A 14657-nucleotide genomic window follows, 5' to 3' on the forward strand; every position below is an offset into this window, starting at 1 on the left:
CAAGTACAGAGGGATAAATCCTGCTAATTTTTTAAGCCAGAAGCCAGGTCAAACGGCAGCTTGTGTAGAAAACAGACAAGAAGAGGACAGGCCCGCCGGATCTGCGGGCCTGAAAATATTAAGTCGTGAGTTCATTCTCGATACCGGCTTTAAGGCCTAAAGTACGAGTCAGTACTCTTTTGAAGAAAAACTCCGATTTTTCATCAAACTTACCATTGGCAGCCACTTCCATCTTTAACCATAAGTAGGAATAAGTTACGAGTGCAGTGTAATGTAAATAATCACAAGCGACCAACTGAGCCAGCTCCGAGTTAATTTTACTGCTCTCAATAATGGCTAACGAAAGCTTTTCCAATTCTTCCAAATGCTGTTCAACTAGAGTTTTATGATTAGAACTGGCGAATCCAGACAGATCCCGACGTATCTCGTTTAAGAAAACCTTTAAAAACTCACCATCATTTGCGATAAGCTTTCGGCCAACTAAATCAAGCGCCTGGATACCATTAGTACCCTCGTATATTTGTGCAATGCGGCAGTCGCGCACATGCTGCTCCATTCCCCATTCACGCACATAACCATGTCCACCAAAGACCTGCTGACCGATAGTGCAGGTTTCATACCCCGCATCGGTAAAATAGGCCTTAGCGATGGGGGTTAGCCAGGCCGACATGATATCGCCCACTTTTACCGCCTCTTTATCCTCGCTGTGAAAAGCTACGTCCAGATAGCTACCAAGCCATACGGCCAGTGCTCGCCCTGCTTTATTGAATGACTCCATGGTATTGAGCATGCGTTGAACATCACCATGCTTAACCAATGCCGCCGGTGCTTCGCCATCACTCGCCTTACCCTGCAGGCGTTCTCTAGCATAAGCATCCGCCTGTTGGAAGGACATCTCACCGAGCCCAATGCCCTGAATACCAATTGATAGACGCTCCAGGTTCATCATGGTAAACATGCAGCGCAACCCCTGGTGCGGAGGGCCGACAAGCCAACCTTTGGCCCCGTCCATATTCATGACACAGGTTGATGAGGCTTTGATACCCATCTTATGCTCGATAGCACCACATCGAATGGCGTTACGTTCTCCTAAAGAGCCATCGTCGTTAACCATGAATTTAGGTACCAAAAACAAACTGATTCCTTTAGGTCCCGGCGGGGCATCTGGCAGACGGGCCAACACCAGGTGAATAATATTATCCGTCATATCATGCTCACCACCTGTGATAAATATCTTTGAGCCTTCCAGCGAATAACTGTCGTCATCATTAGGTTCGGCTTTCGTTTTAAGTAGTCCTAAGTCCGAGCCCGCATGCGCTTCTGTTAAGCACATCGAACCAGACCATTCACCACTGATCAACTTAGGTAAGTATTTTTCTTTGGTTGACTCATCGGCGTGAGCCTGCAAAAGCTGTGTTGCACCGGCAGTTAAGCTGCCGTACAAGCAGAATGAGGTATTGGCTGAATAGAACATTTCTTCAATCAAGACATGAAGTGCTTTAGGCAAGCCCTGCCCACCATAGTTCGGATCAGCGGTGATTGACTGCCATCCGCCCTCAACGTAGGCCTGATAGGCTTCTTTAAACCCGTTAGGTGTCGTCACGACTCCGTCTTTAAGGCTACAGCCCTCCTCGTCACCGCTACGATTAATCGGATATAACACGCCGGTCGCGAACTTACCAGCCTCTTCTAAAATAGCAGCATACAGGTCATCATCAAATTCTGAAAAGTCTGCAATATCGCCTAAGCGTTTAGTGAGTGAAAAAACGTCTTTGACCAAGAACATCATGTCATCGACCGGTGATTGATATTGCATAAGGACTCCTATACCTACTATAGATTAATAATAATACACAACTGCTGCTCAGACGCATTGGTCTGACCAGACCTAGTATAGGAAAAAAAATTTACCGTTGTCCAGAGCCTATGCCGTTTATTTTGCTAGTGTCACTAACCTAAAACTGTTATTTGCTACCGCAAACGAAAAAGCCGCCCGAGGGCGGCTGTATTCTTACTTATGATGAGCCTAATGAGCTTTCCCTTTCCTAAAGTCTTCCCAGTATTGTTTAACTGTTTGCTTCATATCTTTATGCAGCAAAGTGATACCGATCAGGTTAGGTATGGTCATCATGACAATAGCCACATTAGCCAGTGCCCAGACAACCGTCGTATCCACCACCGCTGCAACAGCGAACATCACAACATACACGGCTCGGTAGACAAGGACTCCACGTTGACCAAACAAATAGATTACCGCACGGTCACCATAGTAAGACCAGGCGATCGCTGTGGTAAAGGCGAACAGCAACAATCCCAGCGAAACAATATACTTACCATTTTCACCTAAAAAGCCACGAGTAAATGCTTCTGCAGTAAGACTCGCTGAGTGAATCAATGAACGACCTTCCACCACGATGGATCTATTCTCCAGCTTGCCATCTTTTACTGTAATCACACCAGTGATCGGTGTCAGTTTATTCGTCGTATCATCTTTTTGCTTATAAACCACCTCTTCAGCAACCGAATTAGCGTTCAACAAGGTGAAACCTTCTGAAATAGCTTCGCCGTCTTGCAGTGAGATACTGCCACTGTATGGTTCAATAGCTGAATCACTGTTAGTTTGAGGATTTAAGAACTCCCTTAACTTCTCAACATGCTCTGGGTTTTGATCGGTCCATTGTCCGGCGACAAAGTCCATATCAATACGGTCAAAAGTATTTTGGTGTTTATCTTTCCACACCCCTGAAGACAAAATAACTAGAGAGGTCAAAGTACAGATAATCAAGGTATCAATAAACGGCTCTAATAAAGACACCATACCTTCTGAAGCAGGCTGTTTACCTTTCGCCGCAGAGTGTGCAATTGCAGCAGAACCCTGACCGGCTTCATTCGAGAATAACCCTCGGTTTACACCACGCTGCATCGCATAAGCAAAACTAGCACCCAGGAAGCCACCTACGGCAGCAGAGCCTGAGAAAACACTGCCAATAATGGCAGAGAATGAAGGAATGATATTCTCATAGTTGTAAACAATAACTAATAAAGCGCCAACCACATAGAGAAAAGCCATAAACGGCACCACTCGCTCAGCAACTTTAGCAATACGCTGAATACCACCAATAATCACCATGGCTAACAAAATTGCCAGGCCAACACCGGTAATCCAATTCGGCAAGGCAAAGGTATCATTCATTACCTGAGCGATGTTATTGATTTGCGGCATGTTACCGGTACCAAAGGAGCTGATAATAGTCGCAATGGCGAAAATAACTGCCAGCCACTTCATATTCAGCTTCTTCTCCATGTAATACATGGGACCACCGGCCATGGTGCCATCTTCAGTGACTTCACGGTATTTGTGGGATAAAGTGACCTCAACAAACTTGGTCGTCATACCGAGGAAAGCCGTGATCCACATCCAGAAGATAGCTGCTGGACCACCAACAAAAATCGCCAATGCAACACCACCAATGTTACCCGTACCTACGGTACCGGATAACGCCGTTGATAAGGCACCAAAGTGAGAAGTATCCCCTGGGTCGGACTTTTTACTGTACTTACCCCGGACGATGCGTATCGCTTGACCGAAATAACGAATTTGCGGAAAGCCTAGATATAGAGTGAAAAATACACCCACACCGATTAACAAATATGGAAAGTAATCTGCGCCGCCTAGATAGCCGTTTAGAAAGTCCAATCCATTTTTAATTTGCTCGATAATATCCAAAGAATAATCCCCATTAAACTTATAAATTTAAATTATCGGCTAACCTTACCATTATGAGAAAAGCTTGGCTAGTTCTGGTTTAGTCCCACTCCTCGTGGAATACATCATCAATATACTCCAACGGCAGCTGGACAAAGTTTGCTGACTCAGCATTTTGAAAACGCACGCCAATCCCCAGTAAACGCACTGATTTATCGCGACGATGGAACCCCTCATCCATCAATTCATAGAACAAATCATCATTTATTCCAAAACTGGTTCTTTCCACTGTGGTTGCTGAAAAGTCACTAAACTTCACTTTGACAAACATTTTGCTGACAGGAGCGTTAACTTTAGAGCGAGCCAAACGGTGCTTTAATGTTTCCAACAAATTAGGCAGTTGCGCTAAACACTCGTCCAGCGTATAGAGATCATGAGCGTAGGTATTTTCAACGCTCAATGACTTCCGTGGGTAATGCGTGATCACGGGCCTTTGATCGATGCCTCGAGCCAAGTAGTACAAATTTCGCCCAAAAGAGCCAAACTTTCTGGTGAGCTCCAGTAACTCCAGCTCTTGTAACTCTGCGCAGCTGTATACACCAACATTGTGTAACTTTTCAGAGGTTTTCTTACCTACTCCAGGGATTTTCTTCACCGGCAGCTCCAACATAAAAGCATCCACATCATCTGGCGTGATCACAAACTGTCCATTAGGTTTTTCCCAGTCCGATGCGACTTTGGCTAAAAATTTATTCGGGGCGATCCCGGCTGAAGCCGTTAACTTAAGCTCCTGATAAATCTTATGACGTATCGCCTGCGCGATATAGGTAGCACTCCCTTTATACTGCCGGCACTCTGTTACATCTAAAAAAGCTTCATCTAAGGATAAAGGCTCAATCAGATCCGTATATCCGGCAAAAATAGAACGAATCACTTTGGAATCATGCCGGTATTTATCGAAGTTGGGAGGAACAATAATGAGGTTCGGACACAAGCGCTTGGCATGAGCCGACGCCATCGCCGAATGCACCCCATAACTCCGTGCCTCATAATTACAGGTCGCAATCACCCCCCGCTTATCCGGCGAACCACCCACCGCCACCGGCGCACCCTTCAACAAAGGATCATCCCGCATTTCTATGGCCGCATAAAAGCAGTCCATATCAACATGAATGATTTTCCTATTCGTGTGGTTTTCAGCTGGAGCAGTAGGCATGCTTTATTTTATTCTGGAATGGAATCATTGTCATTCTGTCTTCGATGAAATAGCCCAGGTGTTTAAAGCCTGCTATTAAGCGATGGGGTACGGTTAAGCCTATCCCATCCTATGGAATCAACAACCTGTAGAGATATACCAAACGCTTCTACTGTTTGAAGCTCACTCTCATCAAACTGCCGCCAAGATCACTGGTGTCGATCTGAATTTTTCCATTGTAGGCAGCAACAATTTCTTTAACCACCGACATGCCAATACCCTGTCCTTCTACGGTTTCATCGAGACGCTTACCCCGAGAAAGAATAGCTAAACGAACATTTTCAGGAATCCCCGGACCGTTATCTTCAATCGTGATACGGACACGTCCAGCCACTCTTTCTGCATGAATTCGGATCTTTGAATCCGTCCACTTACAGGCGTTGTCCAATATATTGCCGAAGACTTCATAAAAGTCACCTTCGTTTAAGGCTATAGTAAGTCCTTTGGTTACGCTAACCGCAAAGTCGATATTCTTATCCTGATAGACTTTACCGAGACTGGCCACCAACTTATCAACGGCGGGCTCAACTTCCATGGAGCGCATCATAACCTGAGGTCCGCTGGTAGCTCTTTGCAGTTGATATGCCACTATTTGATCCATGCGCCCTATCTGCTCTGAACAAATTTTAGCCAGTTTCTCTGCGTCATTTTCATTTTGCAGCGCCGTATTCATAACCGCCAGTGGCGTCTTTAGGCTATGCGCTAAATTCCCCAGGGTTTCTTTATAGCGCTTGCTTTGGTGTCGCTCATTCTTAATAAAGCGGTTAATATTTTCCGTTAAACGCTGCAGCTCTTGCGGGTATTGATCCGACAAGTTATTGAGCAAGCCTTTTTCAATTTGGCGCAATTCTTTTACTGCCCGTCGGATTGGACGTAAGGTCCAACGCATGACAATGAAAAGTATAAACAACAATGACAGCGCTAGAATTGAAAGCCACATCCACAGCTGGTTACGATATGCGTCAATCACCTGATCAAAAGGACGCTTATTCTCAAGTATGACAAAGTGATATAGCGAGATTTCGCCTTCTGGGGACTCCCACTCTGCGATATAGTGAAACCGAAAATACTCCGTATCTTCCATTGTGATATCCGTTAACGTTGCTTCACCAGGTAAGCTCAGAGGCAGTGGTACTTTGTGCTGCTCCTGATCATAGCGGGCAGACAATGATTTCCAGATCAAGCTTTCTGTCTCATCATACACCAAAGCAGATAAACCACTGTTATATTGATTAAATCGTTTATCAGAAGGAATTTCTTCAGGAAGAAACAGGTTGCCTGGTTCCATCTCATCGGCATAAGACAGCAGGCTATAAAACTGAGCATACAATCTTTCATAAGTAGCCTGCTTGATACCGGTTTTATAGGTATCAAGCAAGATGAAACTCATGGCAGCAATAAAAAATACCAGTACGATACTGGTATTCAATAGTAAGCGCCTTTGTAATGAGTAAGGCTGTTTTATCTCAGTCTGTTTAGCCAAAGCGGTTCCCTGTCCAGTTAGAGCTCGCTATTCAAACGATACCCTCTGCCTCTCAGTGTTTCTATTGGCTTCAAACTACCATCCGGGTCGATTTTCTTACGCAAACGACCAACGAACACTTCTAGTACATTAGAATCTCGGTCATAGTCCTGGGCATATAAGTGCTCTGTCAACTCGGTCTTAGAGACGACTTTATCGGGATTGAGCATTAAATACTCTAAAACTTTATATTCATAAGCAGTGAGGTCCATCGCTTTACCATGAACTTTAACCTCTTGTTTCAGACTGTTTAAGCTAATTGGCCCTTTCTCAATTTCCGGTTTAGCATAACCAGAAGCCCGACGAAGCAAGGCATTAACCCGAGCCAGAAGCTCCTCGATTTGAAACGGCTTAACCAGGTAATCATCCGCACCAGCAGCTAGACCGTCGACTTTATCCTGCCAATGGCCACGAGCAGTCAAGATCAGGACAGGAAAAGACACCTCTTCTTTACGTAGGGTTTCGATCACTTCAATCCCCGAAGTATCAGGCAGACCTAAATCGAAAATGCCCAGGTCAAAAGAAAACTCCCGCCCAAGATATAAACCTTCTTCACCATTTGGGGCTTCCTCAACAACATAACTCTGTTTTTCTAGCGCCGTCACCAATTGCTGGCGTAAGGCACTATCATCTTCCATCAATAATATTTTCATGCTTTTCTACACCTCAAATGATAAGAAAGCTACATTAAGCGACCATTGCATGCATTGACATAATAATGGCGAACCCTGCCCGAATCCGTTAATACTTTAACGCGATAAACGGGCGGCTTCGCGCGTGCATTCAGACTGGCGGAAAGCACTTTTCCTTTGGTCTGACGAGCAACGGTACTCATCGCAGCGCCTTTACCCACTGGCGAGCACTGCTCGGCTTGCGGCTTTTTCAACACAGGCAGCTGTTTTTGCGAAGCAGCTTCGGAGCTACCGGCAAAAGCAATCAAACCAAATAAAATGAGAGTTAATTTCTTAATCATTAAAATCTCTTAAAACCTTTCAATATTCAAGCACTAATCAAGTATCATCTACGGCGATGATAGTTTCTTGTTGTTTCAAGTTCAATCCATCGACCCGGTTTATAGTCCATAAATGTTGTGTAATGGCGACCACGATATTTATAAACCACATCATAACCCACAAGCTCTTTTGCTTGTCGTGCCCGTGGCTCATAATGAGTTTCACAATAGCTGTCACGGCCTCGGGCGCTTTTTTTACCCACCGCAGCACCTATGACGGCTCCGGCTACCGCACCCACGTTTTTATGACGTTGTTTGTCGCCAATGTTATAACCAATTAATCCTCCGACAACGCCACCGATCACCGCATTTCGACGCTCATCATCTGCATCATAGCGAGTTCTTTCTGAATAACAAGTTCTAACTCTTTCAGAGTCATGACCGTAGTCAACATACTCAAAAACAGGGGATGCGCTTATCACTCGGCCTTTAGCCGCATGGTGTCGAGCATAATCATTATTATAGTGGGCATGACGATATTCTCGCTCGTTGAAACGGTGGTCAGCACTAGCAATATCCGGCAGGATAGCCATAGATAGCGCTAATGATGATAATAAGAAAGGATATTTAATGTTCATAATCTGTCTCCTGACAGCCGTACATATTGGCTTATTACAGGAGACAGTTTATAAAACTACAACTGAATTAAAGATGAACCGGAATGGTTATTTACTGAAAGTACGATATAAGAATAATACGATAATTGCACCGCCAACGGCTGTTAATATCGTTTCTATATTAAAACCACTAGCTTGAGCTGAACCAATTCCAAGAAGGTCACCGACAAAGCCGCCAACAAAAGCTCCGACAATCCCCAGAACAATGGTCATGATCCAGCCGCCTTTGTCGGGACCAGGCATGATTAGCTTGGCTAAAGCACCGGCAACTAAGCCCACAATAATCCACATTAATATACCCATTTTACTCTCCTTTTGAGTTGTTTTTTAACAGCTTATAGTATGTCATATGACCTAGCTTTATAGGTCATATGAACGTAAAACAACGTTAACAATCTGTAAAATCGGGTAAAGTCAGCTAATCCCAGATAACAACATCATCTGAATTCAAATATCGGGCCAGACGATCTTTATATCGCTCTTCGATTTGTTGACGTCGAATCTTTAGCGTTGGGGTAATTAGGCCATTCTCTGTATTCCACTCGTCGTCAACCAGGATCAACTTTGCCAGTTTTTCATGCCCTTCAAGCTTATTATTCAACATCTGCACTAATTGAACCGCTTCTTCCTGATAAGCCTTCTTGTCCGCTAGTTTCTTATTGTATACGGATGCAATCGCAATTGGTGATGGCAGTCCGTCACCGATAACACACAGGTGCTCAACTCCGAGTTCCGGCTCTAAGGTTGCTTCAATTGGCACTGGGGTAACATATTTCCCTTTTGAAGTTTTAAAAATGTCTTTGACGCGTCCAGTGATGAACAGGAATCCGTCATCATCAATTCGTCCCAAGTCCCCCGTATGAAAATAACCATCTTCATCAAGTACCTCAGCTGTCTTTAAAGGCTCCTTGTAATACCCTGCCATAATGCAGGGGCTACGCAGTAGGATTTCACCAGACTCTGCAATCTTAGCTTCTGCTGTCGGCAGAGTTACCCCCACCGAGCCTTGTTTCCAGGTACCCGGAATCGACGCATGAGAGAACGCCATGGTCTCAGTTAACCCGTATGCTTCACAAATAGTAATACCTACAGTACGGAAAAAGTCTGAAGTTCCTTTGGGAAGTCCTGCCGCGCCCGACAAACAAATTTTAGCTTTATCAAGGCCAAGGCCTTTAATTATCTTCTTTTTTATCAGTGAGTTAATAAGTGGAATCTTAAGTAAAATCTTAAGTTTGGCTTTACCCACCTGTTCCTCAATTCCCTGCTGGAATTTCAGCCAAATACGCGGCACACCAAAGAAGATGGTGGGTTGTACCGAGCGAATATTATCCTGAAATGTATCCAACGACTCGGTAAAAGAAATCGTGCTACCAGTATGGATACTGATAATTTCAGTTAATTCTCGTTCAGCACAATGGGCAAGCGGTAAGTAGGAAAAACAACGTTCATCATTTAAATTAATAAAAGCCGACGCCGCAGCAGCTCCATTCGATAGAATTTTATGTGTGATTAAAACACCCTTGGGGATTCCTGTAGTGCCTGAGGTGTAAATGATGGTGGCTAGCTCGTCAAAATTTGGCACAGGCGATTCCATATAAGGTTCTTCGCCCGCTATAATTTCATCCCAGTCAGCTAAGCCGGTGTGTTGTTCATGACAACCAAGTACTTTGACACCTTCAGGAATAGTATCTGACTTTTTGTCCCAGTCAGGGTACTTGCCGACAAAAACCAGTTGGCTTTCGCTATGTTCTAAAATGGTGGTAATCGTATCAGAGCCCGCACTTGGGTAAATGGGCACGCTTATGTGACCAGCCAACATAATGGCGAGATCGGCCATCACCCAGTGCGAACAGTTATAGGAGAGGATGGCGACTTTACTGTTTCCTGGTAACTCACGTTTTAGATACGCGGCCATTTTTCTAATTTGCTGTCCCGCCTCCTGCCAGCTGTACTCTTTCCAATCCTGACCAAAGGGCTGTCTTAAAAATGGTTGTTGCGCTTTCTCTTTTTCCCATCTATAAAATGCTGACAATGTATTCTGCAGCTCCAACTGGCTGCTCGGCGACTGACTCATATATTCAATTCCTACCCTACGTTTAATATTTATAATACATCAAATAATGTGGTCCGATGTTTTCTATCATAAACTCATCGCCATAGATTTCAAAATTTAGTTTGCGGTAGAAAGGCATGGCACTTGTTCGTGCATTACACCATAAAATTGTCGCACCTCTGGCTTGGCAATGCCTGATTCCCTGTTGCAATAATTTTAAGCCTAAACCCTGCCCACGAACCTCAGGATCCGTCGCCATACCTCTTAATCGCCAGCTATTAGCATCGTTAAACTGGGGATGTTGCTCGGGATAGAATGAGGCAATACCAATAACTGCCCCCTTATCACTCGCGGCCAAGTGAAACACCCCTTCTCGCGAATCCTCTTTATAGTGGCAGGCCTCAATAGGCTGACCAGGTCGAAGCACCTTACTTCTCAGAGGGTAAACATCGTTAACAGCAACTTCTTTAATCATTATCATCATTACTCAAGCATAAAAAAAAGCCACCTGAAAACTCCAAGTGGCTTTATAGGTTCAGTCAAGCACCGGCTACTGATCGTCTTCTGTTTCTTTCTTAACGTCTTCTTCGGCCTTATCAACCTCTTCTTCAGCTTCGCTCATCATGTCTTCAGCGTCTTGCTTCATTTCATCAAGACTTTTCTCTGCATCCCCCATCATCTCTTTACCTTCATCCTTGGCTGTTTCATAGGCGTCCACAGTCGTATCTTTTACGTCTTCCGCCGCTTCTGCGGTAGTATCCGCTGCTTCCGATGCCATTTCTTCAGCACTATCAACAGCGTCTGAAGTTGCTTCTTTAGTATTTTCTACGGCATCAGCAGTTGCTTCTTTCACCGCTTCAGCAGCTTCCTTGGTTTCTTTCTTAACTTCCTCTTGCTTATCATCGCTACAAGCAACGGCTAAAGTTGAAGCTAAAAGCGCTATAGCTAAACGTTTCATCGAGCTATCCTCCTCATTTCAATGGAAATTTTCCAAACACTCGAAAAACCAGTATGCCATGAGCTTTATTGATAGCAAAGTAAAATTCTTTAAACTGTGATGTTGAAAGTTTCGAGCGCCGTGAGATTTTCAAACAAAACCACCACGACGCTATTACTCTCTACTGCTTAGCCAGGAATAACCAGGTTTCCAACACCGTGTCAGGGTTTAATGACACGCTATCGATCCCCTGCTCCATCAACCACTTTGCTAAATCCGGGTGATCTGACGGACCTTGGCCACAAATACCAATGTATTTATTTGCTTTTTTACAGGCCTTAATCGCATTGGCCAATAAGACTTTGACCGTTGGGTCACGCTCATCAAACAGGTGAGAAATAACACCTGAGTCACGATCCAGACCAAGTGATAACTGAGTTAAGTCATTCGAACCAATGGAGAAGCCATCAAAGTACTTCAGGAATTCTTGGGCCAGTACAGCATTTGAAGGCAGCTCGCACATCATGATGATACGTAAGCCATTATCGCCTCGCTTCAAGCCATTCTCTTCCAGTAATTCAATAACTCGCTTCGCCTCGCCAAGCGTACGCACAAATGGAATCATAATTTCAACATTGTTGAAGCCCATTTTGTTACGGACACGTTTAATTGCCTCACACTCAAGTTCAAAACATTCACGGAACTCTTCCGAGATATAACGAGAAGCACCGCGGAATCCTAACATTGGGTTTTCTTCTTGCGGTTCGTACAAATGACCACCGATCAAGTTGGCGTATTCGTTCGACTTAAAGTCAGACATACGCACAATGACTTTTTCAGGAGCGAAAGCACAGGCAATCGTGGAAATACCCTCTACCAGTTTACTGATATAAAATTCTTTAGGATTGGCATAGCCCGACATCTGCATGGCGATAGTTTTCTTTAAATTATCGTCTTCCAGCTTGTCATAATTCAATAATGCTTTTGGGTGAACGCCGATCATACGGTTAATAATAAACTCTAAACGCGCCAGACCGACACCCGCGTTTGGGTATTGGCCAAAGTCAAAAGCACGATCCGGATTACCTACGTTCATCATGATTTTGAACGGCAGTTCAGGCATGTCCTTGATCGAGCTCTTATTCACTTCAAAGTCCAGCAGCCCCTGATAAATGTTACCTGTATCGCCTTCTGAGCAGCTAACCGTCACTTCTGCACCATCTTTAATACGATCCGTTGCATCACCACAACCAACAATTGCAGGAATACCCAGTTCACGAGCAATAATAGCAGCGTGACACGTACGGCCACCACGGTTAGTAACGATGGCTGCGGCACGTTTCATGACTGGCTCCCAATCCGGATCCGTCATATCGGTAACTAAAACGTCGCCTTTCTGAACATCTTTCATCTGGTCGATCGAGCTGATAACGCGCGCTTTACCTTTACCAATACGCTGCCCAATAGCGCGGCCAGTCGCAACTAACTCTGATTTATTTTTCAGGTGGTAACGCTCAATGACATTTTTATCCGAACGGCTTTTTACCGTTTCTGGACGTGCCTGAACGATATATAGCTTGCCATCTGCACCATCTTTAGCCCACTCGATATCCATCGGACGCTTGTAGTGCTTTTCAATAATCATGGCCTGCTTTGCCAACTCTTGAACCTCGGCATTGTTAATACAGAAATTCATACGCTCGTTCTGATCAACTTTAACCGTTTCAATGCTCTTATCGTGTTCATCGTTCTCGGTATAGACCATCTTAATGGCCTTACCACCTAAGTTTTTACGAACGATAGCCTGGCGGCCTTGCTCCAGCGTCGGTTTGTAAACATAGAACTCATCCGGGTTGACGGCACCCTGTACCACAGTCTCACCCAGACCATACGCGCCAGTGATAAAGACCACATCATTAAATCCAGACTCCGTATCCATGGTGAACATGACACCACTGGCAGCGATATCACTACGCACCATCTTCTGCACGCCTGCTGATAGAGCGACCAATTTGTGTTCAAACCCCTGATGGACACGGTACGCGATGGCGCGATCGTTAAATAATGAGGCAAATACTTCTTTAAGTGCCTTCATCACATTATCTAAACCACGAACATTCAGGAAGGTCTCCTGCTGACCGGCAAAAGATGCGTCTGGTAAATCTTCCGCTGTTGCCGACGAGCGGACAGCGACTGCAAATTCTTCATTAGCATCACCTTTCAGCTTGTTGTAAGCATCGGTGATAGCCATTTCCATCTCTGGAATAAAAGGTGTTTCCATTACCCAGCCACGAATTTTGGCACCGACTTCCGCCAGCTTCTCGACGTCATCGACGTCTAATCCGTCCAACTCCTGGTTAATTTTTTCGTTCAGCCCGCTTTGCTCTAAAAATGCACGGAAAGCATCAGCTGTAGTGGCGAAACCGCCAGGTACACTAACACCCATATTGCTCAGATTACTGATCATTTCGCCGAGAGACGCATTCTTACCGCCAACACGCTCTACATCGCCCATGCCTAGTTCTTCATACCAAAGTACGTACTTATCCAAAGTCATTCTCCCGTTAACGTGTATCAATTAAAGAAAATCGCCCTCTATCCCAGCAGCTACTTGCTGAAAACAGGCGTAAATGCTTAAATTCACACACTTATTGGTCATTAAAGGTCGCCATTTTACTGGTTATTGCACAAATATGAAACGTACAGTCTTCTTTATTTCAGATCGAACGGGCATAACAGCTGAATTACTCGGTCAATCTTTAACCGCGCAGTTCGAAGATGATGTCGAATTTATCTATCACACGATTCCCTTTGTCGATGATGAAGAAAAGGCATTAAGCGCAGTTGCCAGGATTAACCAGACCACATTACGTGACGGCGTACCACCGCTGGTATTTGAGACGATTGTGCGCCCAGAAATCCGTGAAATCATTCTTAAGTCAGAGGCTATTCTGCTGGACTTTTTCCATACCTATATCGGGCCCCTGGAAAAAGAGCTAGGCGTAAGAAGCTCTTTCAGTGTTGGTAAATCTCATTCAACGGATGACTTGCAGGCATACGATACTCGGATGAGTGCGGTAAACTTCGCTTTGAATAACGACGATGGCGCCAGCACCAAGCAATACGATAAGGCAGATATTATTTTGGTTGGGCCATCACGCTGCGGTAAAACACCAACATCACTCTATCTGGCCATGCAGTTTGGGATATTTGCAGCAAACTACCCGTTTACTGATGAAGATCTGCCCAACATTAAACTACGCCCCGGCTTGCAAGCCAATAAACATAAGTTGTATGGACTCAGTATTGATCCAATGCGTCTGCATGAAATTCGAACAGGCCGCCGCCCTAACAGCACCTATTCGTCATTCCAGCAGTGCATGTACGAAACGCGAGAAGTTGAAGCCCTGTATCGGCGCGAAAATATCCCTTTCATTAATACAACATCGCGCTCGGTTGAAGAGCTGGCAGTCAAGATTATGAATGATACCGGAATCGAGAGAAGGATTTTTTAGTTTCTGATTCCACAAAACAAAGCCGCAACCTTTACCGAAC

The 14657-nt window shown here is 44.7% G+C and carries 13 protein-coding genes; 1 reads left to right on the top strand and 12 read right to left on the bottom strand.

The features are described from left to right. Positions 1 to 118: 118 nt before the first annotated feature. The 12 genes from H7708_RS10600 to ppsA form a co-directional block, all read right to left on the bottom strand. Positions 119 to 1816 carry an acyl-CoA dehydrogenase family protein gene (locus H7708_RS10600; RefSeq protein ID WP_223670756.1) on the bottom strand — a complete coding sequence of 566 codons (1698 nt, stop codon included), beginning with the start codon at positions 1814 to 1816 and terminating at the stop codon, positions 119 to 121. A 210-nt stretch (positions 1817 to 2026) separates the two neighbouring features. Continuing rightward, complete coding sequence (locus tag H7708_RS10605) at positions 2027 to 3718, bottom strand: alanine/glycine:cation symporter family protein (RefSeq protein ID WP_407929740.1); 1692 nt, start codon at positions 3716 to 3718, stop codon at positions 2027 to 2029. 88 nt (positions 3719 to 3806) lie between these two features. After that, positions 3807 to 4922, bottom strand: a complete 1116-nt coding sequence (gene dinB / locus H7708_RS10610; protein ID WP_223670758.1) for a DNA polymerase IV — start codon at positions 4920 to 4922, stop codon at positions 3807 to 3809. 148 nt (positions 4923 to 5070) lie between these two features. Then, complete coding sequence (locus H7708_RS10615; protein ID WP_223670759.1) at positions 5071 to 6444, bottom strand: ATP-binding protein; 1374 nt, start codon at positions 6442 to 6444, stop codon at positions 5071 to 5073. A 17-nt stretch (positions 6445 to 6461) separates the two neighbouring features. Next, entirely contained in the window at positions 6462 to 7136 is a 675-nt protein-coding gene (locus H7708_RS10620) for a response regulator transcription factor (RefSeq protein WP_223670760.1), read from the bottom strand. Between the two features lie 29 nt (positions 7137 to 7165). Next, positions 7166 to 7456, bottom strand: a complete 291-nt coding sequence (locus H7708_RS10625) for a PepSY domain-containing protein (protein WP_223670761.1) — start codon at positions 7454 to 7456, stop codon at positions 7166 to 7168. A gap of 44 nt (positions 7457 to 7500) precedes the next feature. Continuing rightward, positions 7501 to 8073, bottom strand: a complete 573-nt coding sequence (locus H7708_RS10630; protein WP_223670762.1) for a glycine zipper 2TM domain-containing protein — start codon at positions 8071 to 8073, stop codon at positions 7501 to 7503. Positions 8074 to 8160: 87 nt separating this feature from the next. Continuing rightward, a complete protein-coding gene (locus H7708_RS10635; RefSeq protein WP_223670763.1) occupies positions 8161 to 8415 on the bottom strand; it encodes a GlsB/YeaQ/YmgE family stress response membrane protein in 255 nt (84 codons plus the stop codon). 115 nt (positions 8416 to 8530) lie between these two features. After that, positions 8531 to 10186: an AMP-binding protein gene (locus H7708_RS10640; protein ID WP_223670764.1), complete on the bottom strand. Its 1656-nt coding sequence runs from the start codon at positions 10184 to 10186 to the stop codon at positions 8531 to 8533. Between the two features lie 22 nt (positions 10187 to 10208). Next, positions 10209 to 10640 (bottom strand): GNAT family N-acetyltransferase, encoded by a 432-nt coding sequence (locus H7708_RS10645; RefSeq protein WP_223670765.1) that lies wholly within the window; start codon positions 10638 to 10640, stop codon positions 10209 to 10211. A gap of 75 nt (positions 10641 to 10715) precedes the next feature. Next, the gene (locus H7708_RS10650; protein ID WP_223670766.1) at positions 10716 to 11123 is read right to left on the bottom strand and encodes a hypothetical protein; all 408 of its coding nucleotides are present in this window, start codon (positions 11121 to 11123) and stop codon (positions 10716 to 10718) included. Between the two features lie 160 nt (positions 11124 to 11283). Beyond that, positions 11284 to 13659, bottom strand: a complete 2376-nt coding sequence (gene ppsA / locus H7708_RS10655) for a phosphoenolpyruvate synthase (RefSeq protein WP_235727594.1) — start codon at positions 13657 to 13659, stop codon at positions 11284 to 11286. 136 nt (positions 13660 to 13795) lie between these two features. Between ppsA and ppsR the strand changes: the two genes are divergently transcribed. Continuing rightward, complete coding sequence (gene ppsR / locus H7708_RS10660; protein ID WP_223670768.1) at positions 13796 to 14617, top strand: posphoenolpyruvate synthetase regulatory kinase/phosphorylase PpsR; 822 nt, start codon at positions 13796 to 13798, stop codon at positions 14615 to 14617. Positions 14618 to 14657: the final 40 nt, after the last annotated feature.

It is taken from the genome of Kangiella shandongensis, assembly GCF_020005365.1.
GTDB classification, from domain to species: domain Bacteria; phylum Pseudomonadota; class Gammaproteobacteria; order Enterobacterales; family Kangiellaceae; genus Kangiella; species Kangiella shandongensis.

Bases quoted from the DNA above. Each gene is read 5' to 3' on its own strand.
- H7708_RS10600 (WP_223670756.1), bottom strand. From the start codon at position 1,816: ATGCAATATCAATCACCGGTCGATGACATGATGTTCTTGGTCAAAGAC.
- dinB (WP_223670758.1), bottom strand. From the start codon at position 4,922: ATGCCTACTGCTCCAGCTGAAAACCACACGAATAGGAAAATCATTCAT.
- H7708_RS10620 (WP_223670760.1), bottom strand. From the start codon at position 7,136: ATGAAAATATTATTGATGGAAGATGATAGTGCCTTACGCCAGCAATTG.
- H7708_RS10625 (WP_223670761.1), bottom strand. From the start codon at position 7,456: ATGATTAAGAAATTAACTCTCATTTTATTTGGTTTGATTGCTTTTGCC.
- H7708_RS10630 (WP_223670762.1), bottom strand. From the start codon at position 8,073: ATGAACATTAAATATCCTTTCTTATTATCATCATTAGCGCTATCTATG.
- H7708_RS10635 (WP_223670763.1), bottom strand. From the start codon at position 8,415: ATGGGTATATTAATGTGGATTATTGTGGGCTTAGTTGCCGGTGCTTTA.
- H7708_RS10640 (WP_223670764.1), bottom strand. From the start codon at position 10,186: ATGAGTCAGTCGCCGAGCAGCCAGTTGGAGCTGCAGAATACATTGTCA.
- H7708_RS10645 (WP_223670765.1), bottom strand. From the start codon at position 10,640: ATGATTAAAGAAGTTGCTGTTAACGATGTTTACCCTCTGAGAAGTAAG.
- H7708_RS10650 (WP_223670766.1), bottom strand. From the start codon at position 11,123: ATGAAACGTTTAGCTATAGCGCTTTTAGCTTCAACTTTAGCCGTTGCT.
- ppsA (WP_235727594.1), bottom strand. From the start codon at position 13,659: ATGACTTTGGATAAGTACGTACTTTGGTATGAAGAACTAGGCATGGGC.
- ppsR (WP_223670768.1), top strand. From the start codon at position 13,796: ATGAAACGTACAGTCTTCTTTATTTCAGATCGAACGGGCATAACAGCT.